Annotated in this window: 18 protein-coding genes; all 18 read right to left on the reverse strand. The window is 66.9% G+C overall.

What is annotated here, in order from left to right; all coding sequences use genetic code 11:
- On the reverse strand, positions 1 to 876 hold an 876-nt coding region (locus tag ACLML9_RS03260; protein ID WP_411944056.1), incomplete at its 3' end, for an NAD-glutamate dehydrogenase domain-containing protein.
- Between the two features lie 206 nt (positions 877 to 1082).
- Entirely contained in the window at positions 1083 to 1661 is a 579-nt protein-coding gene (locus ACLML9_RS03265; protein ID WP_411944057.1) for a hypothetical protein, read from the reverse strand.
- A 316-nt stretch (positions 1662 to 1977) separates the two neighbouring features.
- Positions 1978 to 2889 (reverse strand): discoidin domain-containing protein, encoded by a 912-nt coding sequence (locus tag ACLML9_RS03270; protein ID WP_411944058.1) that lies wholly within the window; start codon positions 2887 to 2889, stop codon positions 1978 to 1980.
- Positions 2890 to 3216: 327 nt separating this feature from the next.
- Positions 3217 to 3564, reverse strand: a complete 348-nt coding sequence (locus ACLML9_RS03275) for a helix-turn-helix domain-containing protein (RefSeq protein WP_030525335.1) — start codon at positions 3562 to 3564, stop codon at positions 3217 to 3219.
- A gap of 23 nt (positions 3565 to 3587) precedes the next feature.
- On the reverse strand, positions 3588 to 5315 hold the full coding sequence (eccE, locus tag ACLML9_RS03280; protein WP_411944059.1) for a type VII secretion protein EccE: 1728 nt from the start codon (positions 5313 to 5315) through the stop codon (positions 3588 to 3590).
- Positions 5312 to 6676 (reverse strand): type VII secretion-associated serine protease mycosin, encoded by a 1365-nt coding sequence (gene mycP, locus ACLML9_RS03285; RefSeq protein ID WP_411944060.1) that lies wholly within the window; start codon positions 6674 to 6676, stop codon positions 5312 to 5314. The genes eccE and mycP overlap by 4 nt, the downstream gene beginning before the upstream one ends.
- Entirely contained in the window at positions 6676 to 8214 is a 1539-nt protein-coding gene (eccD, locus tag ACLML9_RS03290) for a type VII secretion integral membrane protein EccD (RefSeq protein ID WP_411944061.1), read from the reverse strand. Before eccD ends, mycP begins: the two co-directional genes overlap by 1 nt.
- Positions 8211 to 9938, reverse strand: a complete 1728-nt coding sequence (locus ACLML9_RS03295; RefSeq protein WP_411944062.1) for an AAA family ATPase — start codon at positions 9936 to 9938, stop codon at positions 8211 to 8213. The genes eccD and ACLML9_RS03295 overlap by 4 nt, the downstream gene beginning before the upstream one ends.
- 30 nt (positions 9939 to 9968) lie before the next feature.
- Positions 9969 to 10838 (reverse strand): ESX secretion-associated protein EspG, encoded by an 870-nt coding sequence (locus ACLML9_RS03300; protein ID WP_411944063.1) that lies wholly within the window; start codon positions 10836 to 10838, stop codon positions 9969 to 9971.
- A gap of 31 nt (positions 10839 to 10869) precedes the next feature.
- Positions 10870 to 11169 (reverse strand): WXG100 family type VII secretion target, encoded by a 300-nt coding sequence (locus ACLML9_RS03305; RefSeq protein WP_411944064.1) that lies wholly within the window; start codon positions 11167 to 11169, stop codon positions 10870 to 10872.
- 64 nt (positions 11170 to 11233) lie between these two features.
- Positions 11234 to 11653, reverse strand: coding sequence for a WXG100 family type VII secretion target (locus tag ACLML9_RS03310; protein WP_411944065.1), 420 nt, complete (start codon positions 11651 to 11653; stop codon positions 11234 to 11236).
- A 38-nt stretch (positions 11654 to 11691) separates the two neighbouring features.
- A complete protein-coding gene (locus ACLML9_RS03315; RefSeq protein WP_411944066.1) occupies positions 11692 to 13104 on the reverse strand; it encodes a PPE domain-containing protein in 1413 nt (470 codons plus the stop codon).
- A gap of 28 nt (positions 13105 to 13132) precedes the next feature.
- Positions 13133 to 13468, reverse strand: a complete 336-nt coding sequence (locus tag ACLML9_RS03320) for a hypothetical protein (protein WP_411944067.1) — start codon at positions 13466 to 13468, stop codon at positions 13133 to 13135.
- A gap of 121 nt (positions 13469 to 13589) precedes the next feature.
- On the reverse strand, positions 13590 to 17603 hold the full coding sequence (gene eccCa / locus ACLML9_RS03325) for a type VII secretion protein EccCa (RefSeq protein WP_411944068.1): 4014 nt from the start codon (positions 17601 to 17603) through the stop codon (positions 13590 to 13592).
- Positions 17600 to 19156 (reverse strand): type VII secretion protein EccB, encoded by a 1557-nt coding sequence (gene eccB, locus ACLML9_RS03330; RefSeq protein ID WP_411944069.1) that lies wholly within the window; start codon positions 19154 to 19156, stop codon positions 17600 to 17602. The genes eccCa and eccB overlap by 4 nt, the downstream gene beginning before the upstream one ends.
- 102 nt (positions 19157 to 19258) lie before the next feature.
- Positions 19259 to 21016: a type VII secretion AAA-ATPase EccA gene (eccA, locus tag ACLML9_RS03335; protein WP_411944070.1), complete on the reverse strand. Its 1758-nt coding sequence runs from the start codon at positions 21014 to 21016 to the stop codon at positions 19259 to 19261.
- 645 nt (positions 21017 to 21661) lie between these two features.
- Entirely contained in the window at positions 21662 to 23410 is a 1749-nt protein-coding gene (locus ACLML9_RS03340) for a hypothetical protein (RefSeq protein WP_411944071.1), read from the reverse strand.
- A gap of 48 nt (positions 23411 to 23458) precedes the next feature.
- Positions 23459 to 24421: a C40 family peptidase gene (locus ACLML9_RS03345; protein ID WP_411944072.1), complete on the reverse strand. Its 963-nt coding sequence runs from the start codon at positions 24419 to 24421 to the stop codon at positions 23459 to 23461.
- Positions 24422 to 24474: the final 53 nt, after the last annotated feature.

Consider the following 24474-nt stretch of genomic DNA (forward strand, 5'->3'; position numbering starts at 1 on the left):
CAAACCACCACGAGCCACCGCACCGAACCGCAGATGCACACCCTCCACCCGCGGCGAATACACGAAGATCTCGTACTTCGGCCGCGGCTGCGGCAACAGGGTGATCGACTGCGGATCGAATTTGAGGGAGAGGTGCGCGGGCGGTTCGCCCTCACCGTCGCGCCGGAAATAGTTCGTGCGCAGGGTGGCGGTGACCACATTGAGCACCGCGCGCAGCACCCGGTCGGTGTCGAGACTGACCACCGCGTCGATTTCGGCTTCCAGCCATTCCGCGATACCTGCGGCCGAATCGGCGTCGCCGTCCGGATCGAAATACGCCTCGAACAGGCGCACGAAACCACGGGCCATATCCGGATTGGCCAGCAGCACCCGGGTGATACCGGCGGCGCCGTAGGAGAATCCGGCCTGCTTCAGATATTTCGCGTAGGCACGCAGCACCACGACCTGACGCCAGTGCAGGCCGGCTCGCAGAATCAATTCGTTGAGCGTATCGACCTCGGCGACACCGAACCACATGGCTTCGAATGCCGCGGTGAATCGCTGTGCGATTCCCTGGGCGCCGTGGCTTTCGGGCTGATCGAGGTCTGCCTCCAGCTCGGGATCCAATTGAGTCCGTAGCACGGCCGAGACCACGCGTAAGCGGAAGTCATAGATCCAGTCCGAACGGTCACCGTCGGATTCCAGCTGATAGGGCCGTTCGTCCACGACCTCGACGCCGAGGCTGTGCAGCACCGGGAGTACCCGGCTCAGCGAAACACCCTCGCCCGCGGCGTAGAGCGTGAATCGCCACTCACCCGGCGGCGCCTCGGCCATGCGGTACAGCGCGGTCCGGAAACGCGCCGACCCCAGTTCGTCCGGATCAATCCGGAATCGCATCGGCGAAACTGTGTCCTGCATTGTCGTCACCGTGATCCGCGCCTTTCCGCTTCGGTTTCGAACTTCTTCACCAGGCACTCTACGCGTTTATTGTGCCGTTGTATAGCGGTACGTTACGCGTGTGTAAACGGTCACCGAATCCGGCGCGCCGGTAAGAAAGCACACCGATGAGATGTTCGCCACGACACGGCTGCTGGATGGCCGCACTACGGATGCAGCAACCCGGACCGGATCAAAAAGGTACGCGCGCCCGCGCTGTCGGTGAACGCACCGGTGTCCACCCGCAGGCCCGACTGCGTGTCGGCGTACCAGATCGCCGCGGAGGCGCTGATCGCCGCGAACACCTCACCGTCGGCCACGACGGTGCCGCCGGCGGAACGCCATTGCGCCACCGCCTGGGCGAGAGCACCGGGTGCGGCGGTCTGCACCTGGAACGCCAGCTGACGCCCCCCGGTGATCTCCCCCATCAACAACGGGCTCCCCGCGTCGAGCACGCAGCTCTGGACACCGTCGGTCTCGTCGTGCGGACGGCAGGACGCGGTGCGCAACGGGCCGGGCAGGGCCGATACGGCGTCGGTCGCCGCCACGGGACCGCCCCCACCGAAACTCGACGGCCCGGTGAGCGGCGGACCCGCCAGAGTGCAGGATTTCACCATCAGGAAAGCGAGCACCAGCAGAACCGCCACCGCTATACCGCCGGCCGCGCGCCATTGCCATTTCGGATGGTGTTTCTCGACTACGGTTTCCGCTTCGTCGACCAGATGGGAACGGATGAATCCGAGCACCCCGTGAAGGTGCCGGTCGCGCCGAGTGTGAGCGTGGTACTCGGGGTCCCGATGCTCCGGCCCGGCCGTCCCGTGGTTGCCGTGGTGCCCGTGCCTGTCCGGTATTGCCTGCGCCCCGGACCAGCCACTCATCTCGGCCAGATGTCCGGCTGCCATACCGTGCTGGGCCACCGGCGCCGCGGGACGGTCGTGCCCGGCCGCTGATACGGGGAGAGGCGCACCGCAATTTGTGCACGCCGAGACCCCGGCGGCCGCGGAATGACCGCAGTATTGGCATCGCGCCGTCACCATCGCGCCCCGTCTCCCATGACCGGCCTCACTGCCCGGTGATGACGATCGAGGAGATGGCCACGGTGTTGGCCGAGGTGTCACCACTGGATTTCAATACGGTGAGCGTGATCTCCGACGCTTCGATCGGCGGCTCGATCTGCGTCACCACCAGTGACCGCTGGTCCAGCGTCTCCTGGGTGTAGGTGGTCTTGTCGTCGTCGTTCAACTGGTAGGACACACGGCTCACGGTGCGGAATTTCGTCCACTGGTCGGTGCCGTCGGTGCCCACATGGTCCCAGCCGGGCACGATGGCGATCGAATCGATCTTGTACTTCTTGCCCAGATCGATCCGCAAAACCTGCCCGTCGATCTTGTACGCGCGGGGGCACGACCAGGCCTTGTCCGGTTCGCCGGAGAAGGCGTCCATACCGTCGGTGCCGCCGGCCGGGCACTTCGACTCCGCCGACTCCGGTTCGATGGTGCCGCCGCCGGGCGGCGCGGTGGCCTGGGGCACCGGCTGGGTGGGCGCCGGCGTGACGGCCAGCGGCTGGGTGTCCGCCTCCTCCTTGCCCCCCGTCACCACCAGCAGCACCACGATCAGCAGCGCGACCACCGCCGCGACCGCCAGCACGACCCGCGGTTTGCGCAGCTGCTCGACGACCTCGCGGGCCATTTCCTGCGGCGACTGCCGTTCGGGACGGGCGGGTTCTGGGGCGGCCGCCTGCTGGGCCTCGGCCTCGGGCGGGGCCGCCGAGTTCAATCGGTCCGCCACCCGCTCGGCGTTGTCCGAGGCGAACGACGAGTCCCGGGTATCGGGCAACTGCCCGCTGAGCAGTGCGTTGATCCGTTCGCTCGCCGAAGGTCCGGCCGTCGACCGACGCGGCCGCGATACCGCGGGACCGGAATCGGGTTCGACCGGAGTCGAGCGGACCCCCACCGGCGGTGGCGTCTCATCCATAGGAGCCGACGCCTCACGTGCCCGGGGCGCCGGGGCGAGTAGAGATTCGTCGAAGGCAATTTCGGAAGCAGGCAGGCTGGAAACCGGCGCCGGTTCGGGCGCGGGGGACGCCGTTTCGGGCGCGTTCCCCGTGAGCCCGAAAGCCGGATCCGACAGCAGCGCATCCAGAATCGCACCTCGATTGCGGAGAAATACGTCTCCGGAATCCGCATCGGGCATAGCCGGAATGGTATCGGCTATGAACCCGCGGACGACGCCATCATTCCCACCATTGGGGACCCGATCGAGCCCTGCGAACTGCCCGCGCGGCGTTCTCCTCGATCCGGCTCAGCGAGTCTTCTCCGCCGTCACGAAATACTCGGGCGGCACGTCGAAGACCCGCGCCAGCGCGATGATCAGGTCGAGTCGGGGAATGGCATCGCCGTGGATCAACCGGTACAGACCGGACTGCGAGACCGGCACATCCGGATAGGCGAGTTCCAGGTGCTGGGCAAGCGAATACAAGGTCAGCCCACGGGTCGAGCCGTCTTCGGTGGACACGACAGATTCGGCGATCAGTTCCGACAGTCGGCTGGAGAAGATCGCCGCGGCGGCCTGCCGTGGTGTCTGCTCCTGCGCGCCGTCCGGGTTGTCGAATCTGCCACTGTCAAATTCGGGATCCGCTACCACGGTCATCGAGATTACCTGCTCTGTCCTACTCACCGGGCCGGATATCCCTGAGGCCGGGTCACCGGGACGGTCCGTTCGGAATTACCGGACGGCGGGGCCACCGTCGGCGGTCGATCGCTGTGATCGAAAAAGCGGGTCTCGCCGCGTGGTTCGACCAGGTTCACCCGGACGGTGCGCATCGGGATCCGTACATCCAGTTGAGCTTCGCCGACCTGTTCGATCGACAGATCCACCGACCCGCGACGCGGGCTTCCCGGATCGCTGATCGAGACGGTGGTCGGCGCCGCGGATGCCTGCGGCGGCAGCTGGTCGAAGACCGTGATGGTGGCGCCCGCGCCCGGCTCCTCCTCACCCGCCTCCACCAGCCGCAGCGATCTGGCGTCGCCGACCGCGCTCACCAGATGCTGCCAGCGCTGCGGTCGGCTGGTATGGACCTCGACATCGGCCCCGACCACGGTCGCGCGCAGCACCAGCTGCTGCGCGACGGGCAGCAGCGCCTGCACATCGACCGTGCGGCGACGCGGATTATAGGGGGCGGGATCGAAGAGCGGCATCGCGAGCTGATGGCGCGTCTGGCCGCTGATCGCGCCCAGGATCTGGCCGTTGGGCCCGATCGGCACGGCGAGCACGGCACTCAACTCCTCGGGCGCCTCCTCGAGAGTGTTCTCGTCGCGGGTCAACTCACGCAGCGAGTCTCCGGTGGGCAGGGTCGAACGGAGCGCCACCGACTGACGGCCGGGCAATCGGCGTAGATAGTCGGGCAGTGCTTCGGTCATGGCCGGGCCGATATAGCGTACGACGGCCCTGGGCCGGCCCGCCCCGGAAAGGCTGACCACGAGCGTGGTGCGCCCACTGTTCCAGGTCCAGCAGTCGTCCAGGCCGGAATCGTCGAGCTGCTTCCAGTCGATTCCGAAACTCGTGACGAACCGTCCGGGCACCGAGGTCTTCAGACGGTCCCACTGTTCGGTCAGATCACCGAGCTCCGCTCCGGAGTGCAGCAGCCGGGTCGCATCCAGCAGGGCAGCCGCCGGGAGCGGATGGGCCGCCACGCCCCGCTCACGCAACCGGCCCGCGATCCGGTGCGCCGCAGTGGCCAGGGTGCGCGGCGCGACCACCGCACACGGTCCGCGTTTGGCCAGAGCCCGTAGATTGCGTTCCTGATCCAGCCGGAGGACCAGCCAGGTCAGCCGGTTTCCGACCACGGGATGAGACCCGATCAGCTGGTCGTACAGCATGCTGTAGCTGCCGGCCGCCCGCACCCGTTGACCGGTGGTCACAATGTCGATATCGATACCGACGCCGTAATGGTCGAGCATCGGTAGCAGGCTCTCCACCGAGACGGTGTCCTCGGTGTAGATGGTCTGTTCGGCGATCACCGTCGGCAGGTCGAGGTTCGGCGCCAGCTGGATCATGGCGACGAGCACGTCACCGTCCTCCGCGATACCGCAGAGTCCGGCGGCGACATCGATATCGCGTACCGGAAGCGGCGCGGTGAGCAGCTTCGCGCGGCCCGATCTACCGGTCCGGAAGTCGAGCCAATCGATGAACCATCGCACCGGTGTCCGGCCCCGGATCCGTACGACCACCGTGAGCAGCAACCCGGCGACGATCGATGCGGCACCCCACAGCGGTAGATACGAGGACAATCCGGCCATCACCACACTGCCTCCGATCGCCATCACTGCGAACGGGCCACGTTCCACCCCGGCGACCCGGCGGTCCGGGGCACGGACGGCCCGTTCCGCGGTAATCGTCACTGCCGCTGCCTCCGCCACGAGTTCACGCCGTAGGTTGTCGCCGCGCCGATCAGCACCGCCGCGATGATCACGATCGCCGCGGTGATACCGGGTTTGGCGTCCGGTGCCCGGGGCGGCGGCGGCAATTCCAGCGGCCCGGCCTGGAACAGGCCCTCCGGTGGTTCGGGTGGCGTCCGGTAGCTGAGGGCCGCGACCGGATCGATGATGCCCGCGCCCACCGTGTTGTCGATACCGCGTGCCGGGGCGTGCGCGCTCGCGGTGAGCCGGGCGGTGATTTCCGCAGGGGTTTCGTTGGGGTACCGCGAGCGCACCAGTGCCGCGACACCGGCGGTATACGCCGCGGCGAAGGAGGAACCACCGACGGGACCGAGTTTGTCGGGTTGCCCGACGCCGTTGATCAGGCCGGCCGACCCCGGCCCCAGCGATTCGATGCCGGTACCGGGCGCGGCGACGGTCACCCATGGACCCATCAGGGATCCATCGGTGACCCCGCCGTAGGCGGTCGTGTACCCCACCGTCAGCACGGACTCGCTGAAGACCCCCGGAAGCGAGGCCGTTTTGACGTACTTCCAGTTTCTCGGGTCGCCGGGCCGTCCGGGATCGAAGCCGGGATTTTGGGAGCAGCCACTGCTCTCGGCGTTTCCGGCACCGGCCACGATGAGTGATCCTCGGGTGTGCACGGCGTACCCGACCGCCTCGGCCAGGACCCCCAGATCGACACCCGAATCCACCGCCAGGCATATCGGCAGTGGTACCGCGATAATGCCCGCACCCAGATTCGCGGCGTGGGTGATCGCACGCGAAAGAGTCCGCACTTCCAGCGCCTGGCGTTCCCTCTGATCGGACATGCCACGCTCCACCCGGAACGCCGCGGACCGATAGCGAATGGAAATGATCCGCGCGTCGGGCGCCACACCGGTGAAGCCGTCCGCGGGATCGGCCGTGCTGCCGATTATCCCGGCGATCAGCGTGCCGTGCGCGTCGCAATCCTGAAGCCCGTCGCCGCCGGCCGCGACATAGTCACCACCGGCCACCACATTGGGCAGCCGCGGATGCGGAGAAACGCCGGTATCCACGACGGCGACGGTGACCCCGAGACCACGACTGAGGGTCCTGGCGTCGGCCAGGTTCAGGGCCAGCTCCGACGGCGGTGTCCGGGAGATATCCGTATCCTGCAGGACACCGGTGGCCAGGCAACCGCTTTCCTGCTTGGTCGGCGCTTCCGGGGCCGGCGGGCCATCCGGCGGCGCGACGCCGACCACCACCTCCGGTGGCACCAGGGCAGCCGCCGGGGCGGCGGTGGCGCCCAGCACCACGGCGGCCAGGGCTGCCGCGGCAGCCCTGTTCAGGCGAAGGGCCATCAGATTCCCCGCATGGCGGTGTACACGCCCATGATCCAGAAGGCGATCACCGGCACCACGAGGATCAACGCGTACTCGATGAGGTCGGTGATCCGGCGGGTGACCGGAGTCAGCCGCTTTCCGGGCAGGCGCAGCGCCGCGGCCAGCGCGCCACATGCGATCAGCGCGACCACCAGCACGACGGTGAGCCGCGCGAGCGATGTCTCGTACGCCGTCACGAGCACGGCCGTCACACCGAGCACGGTGACCGCGGACCCGAGCACCAAGGCGATCGCCTGAACACGGTCGGGGTACCACCGGGATCGCATAGCCAGAATTCCGGCCACCGCTGCCGCCATCACGATCTCCCGGATCCCGCCCGGGCTCACCGCCGCGCAGATCACCGTGGCCACCGACAGCAGACCGGACACGGCCACGATGAGTCCGCGCAGGCTGGTGACCGCGAGCCGCGCCCGGCTCTCGATGCCCGCCTCCGCGGTGCGGCGCGTCTCTTCGGCAGCCGCGGCAACCGCGGCATCCTGCTCCACATCGCGGTGGGTTTCCGCGTCGAAGATATCGGTCAGGGTGGCCGGGTTCACCTCGTTGCCCGGGTCGGGCAGATCCGGTGGGCGGATCTTGGCAATCACCACCGCGATCCGGGGCGCTGTGGTGAGCACTATCAGTCCCACGAAGACTGCGGCGCCCGCCACCTGGCGAGTCACCAGGTCGAAGTAGGCCAGCGGCAGCACGACGGCGGTCACCACGATGCCGAGCACAGCAATGCTCATCAGGGTGGCGATCCCACTGCCCGTCAACCGCATCATGGCCATGGCGGCAACAGCGGTGACGACCGCGCCGGCCACGATATTGGCCGGCGCGAAGGGTCCCGGCTCGCCGTAGGCGGGCGGAACCAGCATGGCGCTACCCGCGAAGAGAAGCGGGATCGCGGCCAGTCCCGCACCCAGCGAAATCCGGCGCGCCGCACCACTACCGCGGATCGCCACCGCTGCCGCCCAGCACAGCGCGCCGAGCAGCAGCGCGGGCAATCCGCACCACAGCAGCGAGCCGGACTGGGTCCATGCCCAAGACAGCATGGTCGCCATCCCGATCGCGCCGGCACCGAAAACACCCAACCCCACGATCGCGGCGGTATCGGGATCGAACTCGGCGAATTCGCGTTCGTTGATCAGCGCCAGCGCGTCGGTGATGTCCTCGACCACCGGGGTGAAGACCTCCGACGACTCCACCGGTGCCAGCATGAGCACCGTCCCGTCGACGATGTCGTGGTCGGCGAGGCTGCGCCAGCGCGGAATCGGCGGTTCGCCCGGCCGCGCGAGACTCCACTGGCCGTGAGGCGGAGTGAAATCGACTTCCTCGTCACCGATCGCATTGGCGAGTACCGCGACCAGGTCGTCGATGAACGTCTCGACGGTGAACTTGGTCGGCACGACCACATCCACCTGGTAGGTGGCGACCATGACGGCGATACGCGCTCGCGCCACCTCCGCAGGTGCGGCGTCGCCGGACGGAGCTGCCGGCGCCGTCTGCACAGATGTCACCGCATACCTCCGCGGTCGCCGCCGGAGGGCTCCGCGACATAACCGGGGAAGTCGTCGGCCAGGCCGGCCGCCAGATTCTCGAAGGCCAGCGCGGTCTCCCTGTCCAACATGCGCAGATCGATCTCGCCGCCTTCGGCGAGATGAGGATCGAACGGGATCTGAACGGTGGGCCGTTGCGCCGAAGCGAACAGTTTCTCGATGGCCTCGATATCCACGGTGGGTTTCACGGGATGCTGCCGCACGATGGCCACCATGGAGGCCGCGATCAGATGATCGAAGCCGTGCGAACTCAACCAGTTCAGGGTCGCGACGGCTCCGGTCACCCCGCCGACGGTCGCGGGTGTCACGACCACCACGGCGTCGCTGGTACGCAGCACAGTGTTGGTCGACGAATCGAGCACACCGGTTCCACAGTCGACCACGAGCAGATTGTAATGGCGACGCAGAATTTCCACACCGGTCTGATATTCGGTACCGGTCAGCGCCTCCCCCGCGTCCGTACTCCAGGGCGACGCCACCACGGCGAGGTCGGCTGTATTGACAGCTGTGTAGGAGTGCACGGCAGAGAAGGAGTCCAGACGACCGCCGGCCTGAGCGAGATCGCGCAGCGTCAAACCGAACTGATGACGCGTGGTGCGGCTGGACAGATCACCGAAATCCGGGTTCGCGTCGATGGCGATCACCCGGTCCGGCCGAAGCTTGGCGAAGGTGGAACCGAGACCGGCCGCGGTCGTGGTCCTGCCGACGCCGCCCTTCACGCTCACCACCGCGATCTGGTACGGCACGCTGAGCTGACGTCGGATCCGGGTACGCCGGTTCTCGGCCTCCTGTTCGGCCGGTGAGAGGCCGAGGTTGAAACCGACTTTGTTCAGCGCACCACGGACACCCTTGTTCGAACGCAGATGTGCCTGGCGCACCGCGGCGATCTCGGCGAGCAGTTCCGCGGAGGCCAGGGCGGGCGGAAGCACCTCGATACGCCCGGTGGTGTCATAGGCCGGTCGATGGATCCGGTCCGGCACCCGGGATGCGTCGGCGGCCTGCTGCGGAGCCGCCGGTTGGGCGCCCGGGGCCGAGGAGTAGCCGGTGTAGGACTGCTGTGGCCCGGCGTACCCGGCAGGAGTGGTGGAGTATCCGCTCGTAGGCGCGGACTGCGTGGGAGCGGTGTACGGCGGCGCGGCCGGGGATGGCCCCGCGACCGCCGGTGACGTCCAGGTATCCGACGCGCCCGCACTCTGTTCCGGCGCCGCGACCGGGGGGCCGGCGGGGGGCGGCGGCGCTACGCCCTGGGTACCCTGCTGCTGCCGCCGCGCGATGGCCTGCTGTTCCTCGGCGGCCGCCTGCTGGTGAGCCGTGGCCGCGCGCTGCCGCAGATCGGCGAGTTCGCCGTCGTCCACGACCGGCGCCTCGGGCGCCGAGGGTGGGGGGCCGGTGAGTTGTGGCGGCGATACCGCGGCCTGCGGGGCACCGGCCGACGGCGATTCCGCCGACGGCCCGGGCGCCGGAGGATGCGGTATCGCCGAACTCATCTGATCGGTCCCCGTTTCCGGTGCTGTGGTCGGCACGGCCCCGACAGCCGTGGATGAGATCTCGGGAGGGCCGGAAGTGGTCGCCGCCGTGGCCGCTCCACTGCCGGGATGTTCATCGAGCTGCGCGAAGTAGGCGTCGTAACCACCTCTGGCGAGCGCGGAGGTCGCGTCGCCGTTCGTTGTCGGTGCCCGGTTCATCTCACCGTCCTCTCATCCAGCACTGGAACGTCAACCGGTACGTGCGGTATCGAACCAGCTACGGCCGGGCAGCAGCTCGGCCAGAGTGTTGATACCACTGCGCAGGGCAGTGTGGTCGCCCGGCCGGAAGGTCGACCGGGTCCGGCCGTCCAACGTTACGCTTGGTGTGATCATGAACCGCCCTGAAAACGTGTCCAGTACGTTCATACAGATTGTGAAGTCGGGTGTTTCAGGTCCGCCATCTCGATGCTCCATCATGAGGACCTCGGTCTGGCGGACGATTTCGCCCAGAGCTCGGGTGAGCACGTTCGCGGTCCGCGGGGAGGCGCCCAGTTCACGCAGGCCGGCTCGCACGCCGTCCGCGTCCTCGGGCGGCGGCTCGGAATCTGCCGGATCGCTGTCGGCGCGGGTGAACGGTTCGAAATCGAGGACCGGGTAGTCACCGAGGATCGATCCCAGTACCGCGGTGAGCGTATCCAGCTGCCGGCCCTGGTGGAAGACCGGCTGGATGACGATCTCGTCGTCACATCGGACGGCAAGAACGTGCTGCTCCCCGCTGCGAACCAGCGAGGCGCGCAGCATGGTCGGGGTTTCCCCTCCACGGCCGTTGTCGAGCACTCGGATGGCCAGCTCGGTATCCGGACGGTTCAGGCACCGGAGCCAACCGGCGACCACCGGATCCACCTCACCACCGGAAATGATCCCGTCCGCGGCGAGCTGTTCGGCGACAACCGCCCGGACCCGGTCGCGGTCGGAGACTCGGTAGATGTTCGGCATGATCGCCAGGACCAACGGATAAGCGTCGATGCCGACCATGTCTTTCAGGACAAGGGCGGCATCGACGTTCAGATCCACCGATACCGGATCGCCGGATTCCACCTCCGCCGATGTTGTGGCCATCGACGTATGATCGGTCAAACCAGCAATCTCCTCAGAGAAGGTTGGAGAACATATTGGCGACAGCTTGGTCTGCCTCGCCGATAAGCCGCGCGGCATGCTCCGTCGAATTGTCGAGCGCAGTAATGCTCTCATCGAAACTGGTGAGCCGCCTCCCCAGTTGATCCGCCACATCCTTGTAGATCTGGGCGCCCCCACCGTTGAAGGTGTTCAACAGTTCGGTCTGCATATTGGTCAGCTCTGTCTTACTCTCCTGCAAACCTTGAACCACGCTCTTCGACCGAGTCAGCGATTCTTCGATCTCGGCCTTGTTTGTATAGATTGGCATGCTCATTGAAATCGAACCTTTCGAATATTATGTACGAACGCATCCAGGACGCTGGGTCAGCGCCCCCCTGTCACACCCAATCGACCTTCGCCTTCGGCGGACCAACGGTGCTTTCCTGCGCATCGCTCTGCCAGCCGCCATCCTTGACACCCGTGTTGAAACTCCCATCGGCCGCATCGCCCATCGCAGTCTTCACCTGCTGGAAAGCAGCCCGATCGTCCTCATCGAACTTCGAACTTGCCTGGTTGATCTGCGCCATGATGTCTTCCAGGTATCGCGCGATGCCGGTACCGGTGGAGTGCACATTGCCGAATGCGTTGTAGACCGCTTGACCGGCATTGCCTTTGAACGCGGTCTCGAGGGTACCCTGAATGCTGGTAAGGTCTTTGAGGTGCCTTTCCAGGTTCTGCAGTGGGCCATTCATCTTCTTCGCGATCGCGATCAGATCATCCGGATTCGCCTGAAATATTGCTGGATTGGCGCTGACCATGGTGTTCTTCCTTTCGATGTTCAGTGAACCCGGTCAACTCACCGGGCGTTGTATCCATTCTCCGACTCGTTCTCTTCGTCGAGCCGGTCCAGTACTCCCACGAGTGAGGAGTCCACGAGCAGTTCGGTCTCGGGCTCGTCATCCTCGTATTCGATGACACCGATCACCGGCGGCCGCTCGAGCTCCGGGACCTCGAACTGCTCGCCCGGGGTGAAGACCTTCCCCGTTCGCGTTTCCTCCTCCCGGCGGCGACGCCGCATCCGCGCGGTGGGCGCCGATACCCGCCGTGCCGCACCGCGAGCCGGCGCCGCCGAAGACGCGGCGGGGTTGGATGCGCCGAAAGCGGTGCCCGAGGCGGGGTTCCAATTACCCGGCAACCGGAAACCCGTCGCGGCACCGGCCATAGAACCGATACCCCCGCGGGCGATGCCGAAGCCGGCCAGCGCACCACCACCACCGAGGGCGACCAGCGTCGAGGACTCCGAGGAAACACCCGGCAGTGGACTCGAATACGACGACTCCGTGCCGTAGCCGGTGGACCCGGAATCGAGGCCGGATTCGGATCCGACCGCCTGTTGCGGATCGGTGAGCGACTGTTGTTCCGGACCCGAGGGCCCCGGATCCGTCCCGTCCCCACCGCTGCCCGGATCGGAACCACCCGAATCGGAACCGCCTGAATTCGAATCACCCGCCGAGTCCGACCCGTTACCGGTGTGCTGCCCGGTATCGGTCGTCGTCGGTTTGTTTCCGGGATAGTACGAACTGTCGGGCCCCTTGGTGATCAGGTCCTGTAGCGGGGCCACCGCGTCGTGCCCCACCGGTGGCGGCGACCCGGCACTCGGTAGGACGATCGGCGGAGGTGGCGTGAACGAGCCCGCCACCCCGACCAGGTTGACGAGCAGACCCAGGGCTCCGATCTCGTAGCCCATCATCGTCGCGGCGGCCTGGACCTTGAGGCGGTTGTACTCGATCTCGGCCATGGCGTGCCACGCGCTAGCTCCAGCGAAAACCAAAAGAGCTGCGGCGGAAGCGGGCCCGGCCCCCGCGGAGGCGACCGTGCCGGATGAGGTCATCAGAGCAGCGGATGCGGCCAACTGCGCGATGGCGGCTTCGATCTCGAACCGCGACGGCATCGCCCGGAGCGCGCTGTTGTGCAGATGCGCCCCTTGATCGGCCAATTGGGCGATCTTCGACGCGTTTCCTGCCTGCTGACGTACCCACTCGTTGTGCTTCCCGAATGCCGCCTGCGCGCGCTGGGAACTCACTCCACGCGGCCACGCGATGCCCATGTTCCTGATCAGGCCATCCGTATTGGCCGCCATGGATTCGAGCGCGCTGTCGATCGCCGAGTAAGCACGTGAAGCATTGGTCAGTGGTGCCGCACCGGCCCCGGAATCGATCAGCTCTCGATTCTGCAGCGGCTCCAGGGCGAAATATTCGAAAAACGGCATAGCATCCCTGCTCCGAACCAGTTATCGATCAGCTGCCGAACACCCGGCCCGCAATGGAATCTCCAACCGCCGCCACTCCCACGCCGCCGGCTACATCGGTGGACTCGAAGGTCACCGATACGGGGCCGAGACTGGACCCGAAGAGACCGCTTTCGGTGTTGCAGGCCGCGAGGTAAGCGTTCATCACGGCGTCGACGACGCCGAGACCTGCCGTCATGTAGAAACCCGGCGCACAGGCAACCGAGGGTTCCGGCACCGTATACGGCGCCACCGATTGCAGGAAGGAGGCCAGGCCGGCGCCCTGGGCATTCACCGCGGCGCCGATTGCCGGAAGCTCTCCAGGGTTGACTTCGAAGGGGATCATCGATAACTCCGATCGATAAACGTCCGTGCCCGTTGCCGGTCGTCGCAACAGAGCGGTACATGAAGTACGTTAGGCCATTCCCATCTATGGGGAATCCCCTCGAACGGCCGAGGGACGGAGCTCATTCGGGGATCCAGGCCGACTGTACGAGGTCCTTCGTCGAAGTCAGCGGCTCCACCAAAATCCCCCGGCCCGGCGGCTGTTTGGTGGGCTTCACATCGCCGATGAGCATGCCGTCCATTTTCGTCCCGTCCATGATCAAACCCGAGGAGTTCAGGTTCTTCACCTGGCCGAGGACGGTGTCGTACATGGCCGTATCGGCCTGTGCGATATTGCGGGCGGCGATCAGGTGGAAACCGGTGTCGCGGCCGTCGACGATCAGCTCCCGCAGCGGGTCGAGCGGGTTCATCTGCCCACGCTGAGCGACCATGTGGTAATCGTCCACCACCACGAAGATCTCCGGCCCACTCCACCAGGACCGCTCTTTGAGCTGCTGGGAGGTCACCCCGTCCGGGGCCCGGCGAGCACGGAGCTTCTCCGCGACGAACGGCAGATTGTCCACCACATCGCGGGCGCTGGTCAGGTATCCGATCGACTGTTCCTCGGGTACCGCGTCCATATGCTGGCGGCGGTAATCGATCAGCAGTACCCGGGCCTCATCCTTCGTGAACCGGGTGCGGATGGATTCCAGTAGTGCCCCCAACACGGTCGATTTTCCACAGCCGGTCGAACCGAGGATCACGAAATGGGTGGAGACACCGAAGTCGATGACGGCCGGCCCCAGATCGGATTCACGGACACCGAACGGAACCGCGAGCCGTTCGGCCAGATTCGTCGGCTGCGGAACCCGGGCCAGGATCTGCGGCATCGTCACCTGGGCCGGCAGCAACCGGACCTCGGGTGCCTGCCGGCCCGCGTAGGTCTGGCTTACCTGGGTTATCGCGGCACTCAACCCCGCGGCCGCGGTTTCCGCGTCACCGTTGCCGTCGGTACGAGGCAGCGCGGTGAGCATATGGAGGGCCTCGCTCGAAACGCAGCGGCCGGGACGGTTCGGCGGCACCGCGGCCACCACGGCACGGTGGGCGTTGAACACCGTATCGGTGAGGTCGCCGAGACGCATCTCCAGGCGGGTCTGGATCAGGTCCTTGAGCTGGGGCCGGATCGCGGCCCAGCGGGAACTGCTGACCACCAGGTGCACACCGTAGTTGAGGCCCTGCAGGGCGACGGACTCCATGGTCGGCATGTACTCGTCGTAGTACGGCCCGTTGATGGCGAACCCGATATCCCAGCCGTCCACGACAACGAAAACATCGCCGTGCTCATCGCCGTAGGACGACAACTCGGCCGAGCCCTCGGGGGTGTTCCGGCGCCGCCGGAATTCACGCATGGAATCAATACCGAGGTGATCGAACAGTGCCTGCCGGGATGTGATCAGATTGCGGATCAGCGCGAAAGTCCGCCGAATGCGGTCCACATCGCGCGCCGAGGCCACCGAGCCCACATGCGGCAGTGCGCGCATCGCGGACAGGCCGCCGGAGAAGTCGAAGCAGTAGAACTGCGCCTGCTCCGGCGTATGGGTCAGCGCGGCCGACAGGATGAGCGTCTGCAGCGCCGTGGATTTACCGGACTGCGGGCCGCCCACGACCGCGACATGGCCGCCCGCGCCCGAGAGATCCACCGACCAGACGTCCTGGCGCTGCTGGCGCGGTTTGTCGATGATCGCCCACGGCAGCACGAGCGTGCCGGGTTCGGCCGCGGCGGTCAGCCTGTCCAGCGTGGGCGGAACGCCCAGCGGCGGGAGCCACATCTTGTGGGCCGGACGGCCGTGCCGCGCGAACTGCTGCAGCACGGTCTCCATCACGCTGACCGGTTCGCTCTCGGTGTCCTCCGGTTCGGGCGCGCGCACAGCCACCGCCGCAACCGGCGCCGGGCGCGCTTCGGCGATGTAGTCGGCCGTGAACCGCTGCGGCGGTTTGTATCCACCGCCGGGCCGGCGGGCGCGCTGTGCACTGGAAGTGGAAGCCTGCGCGGGCGCGGTATACGGCCCACCGACATAGGCCGCTTGGAATCGCTGGAGATCGCCCGCGCCCACCCGTAGATACCCGGAACCCGGTTTCTTCGGCAGGTGGTACGCGTCCGCGGTGCCGATGGCGTCACGCGAGTCGCTGGTCTGGTTGGTGCGCAGCGCGATCCGGTAGGACAGATGCGCTTCCAGCTCACCCATGCGGTTGGCCGGGACCTTCTGCGAGGACAGCAACAGGTGGATCCGCAGCGAGCGGCCCAGACGGCCGATCGCGACGAACAGCTTCGAAAAGCTCGGATGCTGCTCCAGCAGTTCGGCGAATTCGTCGAGAATGATCATCAACGTGGGCAATGGCTCGAGCCGGGCGCCCTGCTCCCGCGCCTTCTCGTAGTCGGCGACGCTGGCGAAGTTCCCCGCGTCGCGCAGGATGCGCTGGCGACGGGCCATCTCGCCGTTGATCACGTCTTCCATACGGGTGACGAGATCTGCCTCCTCCTCCATGTTGGTGACGACCGCGGTCACATGGGAGAGTCGGTCGAAACCGAGGAAGGTCGCGCCACCTTTGAAGTCGACGAGCAGCAGGTTGAGTACATCGGGGGAATGCTCGGCGATCGCGGAGAGGACCAGGGTGCGCAGGAATTCCGATTTACCGGAACCGGTGGCGCCGATACACATCCCGTGCGGGCCCATGCCCTCCTCGGCGGATTCCTTGATGTCCAGGTGCACCACCTGACCGGTGGGGTCGTGGCCGAACGGGATGTTCAGCCGGTTGCGGTCGGCGTCGCGGCGTACCGGCCATTGCCGGTCCACCCGGATATTGCCCGGATCGGAAATGCCGACCAGGTCTTCCCACGAGGTGCTACCACTGGCCTGCTCGGCGGCCACCGCCTCCACCACGGTGGACAGTCGATAGGGGGACAGTGTCCGCGCCACCGCGGTGACCTGCGGGATCGACATATTGTCGGCGGTGCCGACCAACCGGCTACCGCGTGGGGTCAGTTCCTGGAGAGTACGGTCCGCCGCGACGGCGAACCTCAGCGACCGTGGCAGGGTCTGCTCGGACTCGCCGAGCCGCAACCAGGTGCAGCCGTCGATACCGGAGATATCGCGATCGGTGTTCGCACCACCGGGCTCCACGATCAGCACGTAGTGCGATTTGTCCAGCGCCGGCTCGTTGTTCGCCGAGAACGGGCCGCGGTTGAGCCCCGCGAGTACTTTCGTCCGCAGTTCGGCCACGGTCCGATACACCATGCGGCTCGATCCGACAGCGTCCGTTTCGGTGGGATGCTGGCTATGCGGCAGCCACTTCAACCAGGCCCATTGCGGGTCGTCCGGATTGTTGAGCACCGCCGCCACCGCGACCTGGTCCGGTCCGTGCAGGACAACGATCTCGGCCAGCATGGCCCGGATCAGACCCGCCACCGCGTCCGCGTCACCGTCGAGGCCGACCAGCGGCGCCGACAACAGATTGATCGCGACCGGCATTCCGCCGACCGTGGAATAGGCTTTCGCGAATCGGGTCAGCTCGACCACACCGACGGGGTCCAGATCCGAGGTGGGCGCCGCCTCCGGCACGATGACCCGGACCTGGTTGGCGATCCGTCCCCGCCCCATCCGCACACGCAGGAACTGGGGATTGGCGACCTGCACCTCCCACATCCGCTTACCGCCGACGAGACGGCCCAGACCGGCCGGGCCCGGGTGGGTGTAGGACAGATAGTCGTACAGTTCGGTTTCGGCCTCGTGCACCGTCTTCCGGTTGTCGGTGATCGAGCGCAGATAGTCCTTGCGTTCCTCGTTCAGCCCCGCCGCGGTGCTGTTGGTTCCCCCACCCCCACCCAACTGGCCGCCGAGCATGCCGACCATCGACACGATCATCATCATGGGGAACATCAGCATCATCGGCGACATGGCACGGCCGCCGGAGAACATCATCGCCATCATGCCGACCATGGCGCACGCCATGATCACGGGCATGATCATCTTGATCTTGGACATCGGCACCGGCCGGGGCAACTCGGTCGGCGGCTGCAGCCGGAGTTCGGTGACGGCGGGAGCCTTGGGCCCGCGCACCATACGGGCCGGCCGGACGAAACGGCGCGTCGCGGTCATCTGTTCCCCGTCATCTGCGCACCCGTCATGTTCGGCGGTATCCCGTCGTGTTGGATCATGGCGTCGCCGACCGAGAGCGCCGGGCCTACGGCGAACAGCGAGACGATGCTCCACGGCGCCGGGACGGGGTCACGCAGTGCCAGTGCGGTAAGCGACGGATCTTTCCCGTTACCGCCCTTCAGATCCGCATCGATGCCGTAGCGGACACCGCTGTCGGATATCCAGAACAGCGATTCGCGCAGCGGTGAGCCGGGTTCGGCACCGGTGACCTGCACGAATTTTCCCGAGGTTCGGGGCAGGTAGGCATAATCGGCGGTCATACCGCCCGAGTAGGGGGCGGTGACCAAGCCGACGGTGCGGCCCTGTTCCTGTTTCGTGAGCGGCAGCTGCCTGCCGAAGAGCAACCGGGTATGCGCATCCGGATCGGTACCTGTGCGCTCCCAGTGGTAGCAGGTGATCAGGTCACGAATGGGATCGAGGACTTCGACCGATTCGGCCGGATAGGTCGCGGTGCCCGGCCAATCACCGGGACGTAGGTTCGCCGCCGCCACGTCCGGCCCGATCGTTGTCGTAGCGACCGCACCGTGTGAGTTCGCGTTTCGCACGATGGACGCCAGCACCCCGCTGACCCGGACCAGGCCGGAATTGGACACCAGGTAATAGGCGGCCGGCTGATTCGGCGTGGCGACCGTGACGATGGACCCGACCACCGCATCGAGCGCCGGTTTCAGTGTCGTGGGGGTACCGGAGCCGGGGACATCCGGCACCCGGATCGGCGCAACTTCGGGTATCGCCCCCAAGAGCCCGGGCGACGCGGCGGCCACCTGTGCGTGGCTGTCGATTCCGAGAGCAAGCATCACCGGTGAATCGGCGAGATTGATCTCGGCGCGTACCACGCCCTGTTCCGGATCGGAATACACAAGCCAGGTCGCATCCTCACCGCGGAGCAGCCGGGCCTGGCGGCCGCTCAGTTCGTGCACGGCATCGCCGTCGACGGTGAGCGGCCCGGCGATGGCGGTGGTGAGCACCGCCGAACGCAACAGTGTCGGCAGGCCGGTCTCCTGGTCGACCGGTGCCGCGGCCCCGGTTCGGGCGGTATCACAGACCGTCCATTCGGAATCCTTCTCCGCCTCGTCGTTGATCTGCCCGGGCGCACCGGGTATCCCTACCCAGGGGCCACGCGGGTACTTCGCGAGCTCGGACTGCGAAACCTCCACCGGTTTGGCCGGCTGTCCCACGATCAGCCGGGCCGAGGTGAGATTGAGGGCGGGATGTAGGCGTTCACCGAGCTTGACATACAGCGCACCGCTGTCCTTCTCCGCGAGGATCGGTGAGTCTCCCACCGGTTTCGCGGGTTTGAAGAACGCCAGCACCGCGGCTCCGGCGATCCCCATGCAGGCCAGCGCGACCCCGACCGCCAGCGCGGTGGACCGGCCGCGGGAGGGGTCGTCGATCATCGAGGCGTCACGACGGACCAGGGCATGCTCGATCCGGTGTAACAGAAACCGCCAACCCGAAACCTGGTGCTTGGTCACCACCCGGAAGCGTGCCACCGGTAACCGTTCCTTCCGCCGACCTCGGCCACAACCTAACGCGCACGCCCGAACCGACCACTCCCCAGAATTGGGGATAGTCGGCCGGGCGGGAGGCGGGTGCTACTTTCCGACCGGCGCCAGCCCCTGCAGCGCGGCGGTGATATCGAAGGCGTCGATGGTCATCAGCTCTTCGTCGGTGAGCGCGGCGATATCGACATTGTCGCGGGTGAACCGGAAATCCCGTTCCGCCTCGGCGGCCTCCACGACATTGCGCACGAAGCGACCGTTACCGGCGAGGTCGATGAGGCGGCGGCCGTTCCTGCTCTCCTCCGACATCGTCGTGCAGCGGTCGCGCAGCACCTCCCGTGCCTGATCCGACAGGATCGAATCCTTCTTGCCGGCGATGTGATCGGCGATCTGGACGAGTTCGTCCGGATCGTAGCTGGGGAACCGGACCCGCTTGGTGAAACGTGACGACAGGCCTTCGTTCGACTGCAGGAACCTGTCGATCTCGGCCTCGTAGCCGGCGATGATCACAACCAGCTTGCTCCGGTCGTTCTCCATCCGGGCCAGCAGCGTATCGACCGCTTCCTTACCGAAGGCGTCACCACCGGACAGGCCCTCCTGGATCAGGGTGTAGGCCTCGTCGATGAAGAGCACGCCACCGAGCGCGGAGTCGATCAGCGCATTGGTCTTGGGTGCGGTATGGCCGAGATGGGTGCCGACCATATCGTTACGCGATGCCTCGATGACCTCGGCGTTCTCGACCACGCCGAGCCCGGCGAAGATCTTGGCGATAACCCGCGCGATGGTGGTCTTACCGGTACCGGGTGGCCCGGAGAAGATGAGGTGATTCGATCGTGAGTCGACCGCCAGGCCGCGCTTGGCCCGGACCTGGTCCATCAGCACACCGGATTTGAGCCGATCCACCTGCTCCTTGACCGAGTCCATGCCGATCTGCGACTGCAGCAGCTTGGATGCCTCTTCGAGCAGTTCGTCGCGCTCGGCCTTGGCCGCGCTCGCCGCCACTTCGGCGGGATCGTCACCGGATTTGGGATCCCAGATATCGGTCCGGGAGGCGATCACGGCCGGAGTGGTGACCTCGAGCCGGAAATTCTTGTCCCGCACCGCCTGCTGCCAGTCCGGCCGGTTGGGCCACAGGCCCGACCCCTGCAGGCCCTTGAGGATCTTGTCGGACGCGTCGTGCTCACCGTTGTGCCGCATGATCATGCCGAGCAGATAGTGCGCATCGGCCCAGATGTAGGACAGACTCCCGGACTGACTGTCCTCCACGATCCGCTGCGCACGCGGCAACGCCTCCCCGAACCTGCCGAGATGCGCGAGCGCAGTGGCCGCCATCAGTTCGGCGGCGATATCGAGCAGACCGTCCTCGAGTACGGTTTTCGCGGCACGGGCGGTGAGCACATCGGGCCAGCGCCCGGTCCGGTAGAACAGGGCGATCCGCGCGAAATCGGCGACATCGTCACCGCGCACCTCGTCCAGAATCGCGGCCGCTTCCTGCCATTCGCCCCCGTCTGCGTACGCACACGCCTGCGCGATGGCGATCTGATCGCGATCGGCCATCGCGACCCGCAGGCCGAAGACACCTATTTCGACCTGGCACCACAGTGCCCGGTCCACCAGGCCGGCACGCTGCTGATCGCGGTAGAGATTGTGCGAGGAGCGGTAAGCACCGTAGATGACCTCGGACGTGACCTCCCCTGCCATGGCTCGTCCCAGCCATGCGTCGCACATATCCGGATCGATATCCGTGGCCGCCGTGAACGCCGCGCGGGCGTGCTCTTCGTTGCGCACCCCACCGGCGACCAATCCCAAACTCTGCACGCCCGTGTAGAACGCGTCCTCGGCCGCTGACAACTCGGACTTCCCTTCCGCCGACCCTCGCCTGCTGGCAGGGTAAGCCACCTGGAGGCGACGGTAGGCGCCGGGTATTTCCCGACACTGGGAAGTAGGTCCGCGAAACGCGGCCGCCGGTCGAGTATTCGGCGCCCGAATCGGACGGGCGGGCCGATGCGAGCGGCAATACGGATGAAAGCCGCAAAACCCAAAAAGCGCACATTCCCATCAGGGAACGAGCCGTAAGCCAGCGATAAAGTACCAGCCGGTTTCGTGCCGGACCCAAGTACTCCACCGCCGAAAGCGGCCGAAAACCACATTTCGAGGACACTGTTCGGCGCATGAAATAGCTTGACAACACCTACTTTTGACGTCGGTCTGACAGCGAGGGCCCGGCCGCCCGCCCGCTGGCCAAACCGGGCAAAATTCCCTCTCCTGACAATAGTGCCGTTGTTGAACGGCACATCATTCGTAGCTATAGTCGGCGGCAGGTCACCAGTTCCCTCATCCCTGATGACCTACTTCGCGGCGGCCGATGGAAACAGCGAGCCATCGGCCGCCGCACCCGGAGGGGCTCGATCGAGCGAAGACCGATTGCGATCCGGGCTCAACCGGAGATACGCGGCAAGCGCCCGGCCGAAGCGGCTGCGGAGCTACGCGGTCTGTTCACCCGCGCGGCGGCGGACCTTCGTCCGTGCGAACCGGCGCGGACACCACCGGCCCGCCGGTATCCGGTGAGTGCGCCCGCTCCGCCGAGTCCCGTGCGGCGCCGTCTTTCCCTTCGGCGCCATCCTTCCGATCCCGGTCGGCCGGTACAACGGGCGGTGGCGCATCCCCCTCCGCCGCCACGGCGGGAACCGCAGGCTCGGTGCGCTCGGCCGGTTTACCCCACGGCGTACGCGCCGGTGTGGACGGCGCAGCCGGTCGAGCCGACCACGGGTTCTGCCGGGCGGCCCGACGACGCCGACCGCCCGCGGTACGGCCCGGCTTATCGCCATCGGCCCCGCGGCGGCGACCACGTCCCCCGGGCGCGGTGTTCCCGGATCCGGCGGCCGATCCGCCCGGCGCGGACGACTGACGATTCCACGGACTGACCGGGCCGCCGCCACTTCCGGTCGACGCGCCGCCGGGATCCCCGATCCGGCCGGGCGGAACACTCGTGGCTTCCACGCCCCGGGCCGAATCCGCACCACCCGCACCGGCCCCCTGCGCCGATTGCTCGGCCCGACCTGCCAGGTCGCCCGGGTTCGCGCCCGCCATATCGTCGCCGGACGCCGCCGATGTCCGGGTGGCCGCGGAACCCGGCTCCTGGCCGCCCACAACCGGTGACCGTTCCCCACGGGACTCCGTCGTTTGCGCGTCGACCGCGGGACTCTCGACGGTCGGGCCGCCCGGGGCCCGCAGGTCCCCGGTCTGCCCCGTTCCGGTTCCGGCGCTCGCACCCGGCACACCGCTCTGCCCGCCGGCGGCCGGCCCCGCTGCGGGAGAGCCCGGCGTACTCTGCGGCGGAGCCTCCGCCGCAGGGGACCTGTCGTCGGCACGCGCAGGCGCTCCCGCATCCTGGGCGGGCACTGCACCGACGGTGGACTCAGGTATCCAGTTCCGCGGCGTAGCAGCGACTTCCTGCGGCATCTGCCGAACCGGTGCGCTCGCAGCCGGGCTGTTCGGGGGTCCACCGTCCTGGGTCACCGGAGCACTCACAGCGGGTAGGCCGACCGGCGTCGTGAAATCGAGCGCGGCGACACCGTTGGCGAACTTCTCCGCGTGTTTCATGATGTCGTCCGCGTGGTCGTCGAGGACCTGGGCGTAGCGGCGCACCTCGTCGGGATCGATGTACACGACATCGTTGCCGCCGGTGTCGACGCCCAGCAGATCGGCAGTGGCGTTGTAGACCACGCCGTTGATCATGTCCGCGACCGCGTCCTCGAGCGGCTCGATGGCCTTACCCAGTACCTCGGCCATGATGTAGCCGATGAGCATCTCCTCCATGGCCTTGACCAGCCGCCGGGCGGCAAGTGAAATAGACTGACTCAGTGCCATAGAGGCCCCCGAAGTCACCACGGTGGCCGCCATCGACCCGGCATAGGCGGCAGCCAGCACCACGAGTTCGGTCAGTACCGCCACCTTCACCACGGTGATCACTTCGGCCGCGATCTCCAGAGCCGTCGCCACGGCCCGGCACAACTCGTCCAGCCTTTCCATATGTGACGAACTCATGTTCGCCCAAGACGCCACCAGCGCGCGATACGACTGCCCTTGGTAAACCGATCCCATATCGGTGATCGCACCGGTCGCCGCGCCATGGGTACCGGCGACCTCGTCGGCGAAAGTGCGGACGTGACCGGCCAGTTCCCGAACCTGGTCCTCGTTGATATCCGGATACGGGACGCCGATGAAGTTCAGGAACGTCGCCACTTCGTGTGGTATCTCGATAGCCAAAGGCGAGAGTTCCGCTCAGACGATTCAGACGACCCGTACCACGACAGCACTGGGCGGCATGGGCGAATAAGTAACCGTGGCACCGGAATAGGGCGCCTCGATCACCATACCGTTGCCGGCGGCGAGTTGAACGTGTTCCGGCCCACGAGAGCTGAACGACGAAGCCGGGAACACAAGATCCCCGGCGCGCACCTCACGGGGATCGATCCGTTCACCGGCGTAGATCTGATCGTAAGTGGTCCGCGGTAGGACCACCTCGCCGTTCGTGGCCTGCGCGATGGCGTACTGGGTCAGCCCGGAGCAATCGAAACCGCCCCCGCTGGGTCCGCCGGCGCCACCGCCACCCCAGATATAGGGCAGGCCGAGCGCGCCGTCGGCCGCCTGCGCGGCCCGTCCGCCTCGGGTCTTGTCCCAGTTGCGGCGTATACCGCGTCGGGTCGGCTGATTCGCGACCTGTTGCCCGGAGACCATGCGAGGTCGCCGCCGTCGCCTTTTCCGGGGCGGGGAGGACGCTTTTCGAGTGCGCTCGGCGAGCGCCACCGGCGGCATTATCTGAGCCGCCTGTCTGCGTGCCGCGTCGATATCGGCGTTCACCTGCCTGGTCGCGTTTGTGATGGTCTGCTGGGCCGAATCGAGTAGGGCCGGACCGCTGAACCGGGTGTCACCGATAGTGGTGATGGCCTGGATCCGCGCCTGGAGATCGGAGATCTGACTGCTCAGTACCCCGCGCCCGGTCAGCGTCCCGGCTCCCGACTCACCGACGGTCTTGGTGACGAGACCGTCCCGGCCGTACTGTGTATCGAGCACCGTACGCTGGATGCCCAGCGCGTCACCGTAGCCGCGAGCACCCCCGCCGGACAGCCGGGACAGGTCCGCCGCCATGGATTGCGCAAGCACCGTGGCCGCGCGTTCGGACGGCTGCCCGGCCCCGTACAGCCCGAGCAGCTCGCGCAACACACCGTGCACATCGTCGGTCAGTGCCGGCATGCGATCAGCTCATCATCGCTCATCGCACCGACTTACCTCTCTGCCCCAGCACC

Source organism: Nocardia sp. NPDC002869, from assembly GCF_046764065.1.
In the GTDB taxonomy this organism is placed as follows: domain Bacteria; phylum Actinomycetota; class Actinomycetes; order Mycobacteriales; family Mycobacteriaceae; genus Nocardia; species Nocardia rhamnosiphila.

Coding starts and splice junctions, on each gene's coding strand:
- ACLML9_RS03345 (WP_411944072.1), bottom strand. CDS start 24,421: ATGCCGGCACTGACCGACGATGTGCACGGTGTGTTGCGCGAGCTGCTC.
- mycP (WP_411944060.1), bottom strand. CDS start 6,676: ATGGCCCTTCGCCTGAACAGGGCTGCCGCGGCAGCCCTGGCCGCCGTG.
- ACLML9_RS03320 (WP_411944067.1), bottom strand. CDS start 13,468: ATGATCCCCTTCGAAGTCAACCCTGGAGAGCTTCCGGCAATCGGCGCC.
- ACLML9_RS03315 (WP_411944066.1), bottom strand. CDS start 13,104: ATGCCGTTTTTCGAATATTTCGCCCTGGAGCCGCTGCAGAATCGAGAG.
- ACLML9_RS03300 (WP_411944063.1), bottom strand. CDS start 10,838: ATGGCCACAACATCGGCGGAGGTGGAATCCGGCGATCCGGTATCGGTG.
- ACLML9_RS03310 (WP_411944065.1), bottom strand. CDS start 11,653: ATGGTCAGCGCCAATCCAGCAATATTTCAGGCGAATCCGGATGATCTG.
- ACLML9_RS03295 (WP_411944062.1), bottom strand. CDS start 9,938: ATGAACCGGGCACCGACAACGAACGGCGACGCGACCTCCGCGCTCGCC.
- ACLML9_RS03305 (WP_411944064.1), bottom strand. CDS start 11,169: ATGAGCATGCCAATCTATACAAACAAGGCCGAGATCGAAGAATCGCTG.
- ACLML9_RS03275 (WP_030525335.1), bottom strand. CDS start 3,564: ATGACCGTGGTAGCGGATCCCGAATTTGACAGTGGCAGATTCGACAAC.
- ACLML9_RS03270 (WP_411944058.1), bottom strand. CDS start 2,889: ATGGATGAGACGCCACCGCCGGTGGGGGTCCGCTCGACTCCGGTCGAA.
- eccCa (WP_411944068.1), bottom strand. CDS start 17,603: ATGACCGCGACGCGCCGTTTCGTCCGGCCGGCCCGTATGGTGCGCGGG.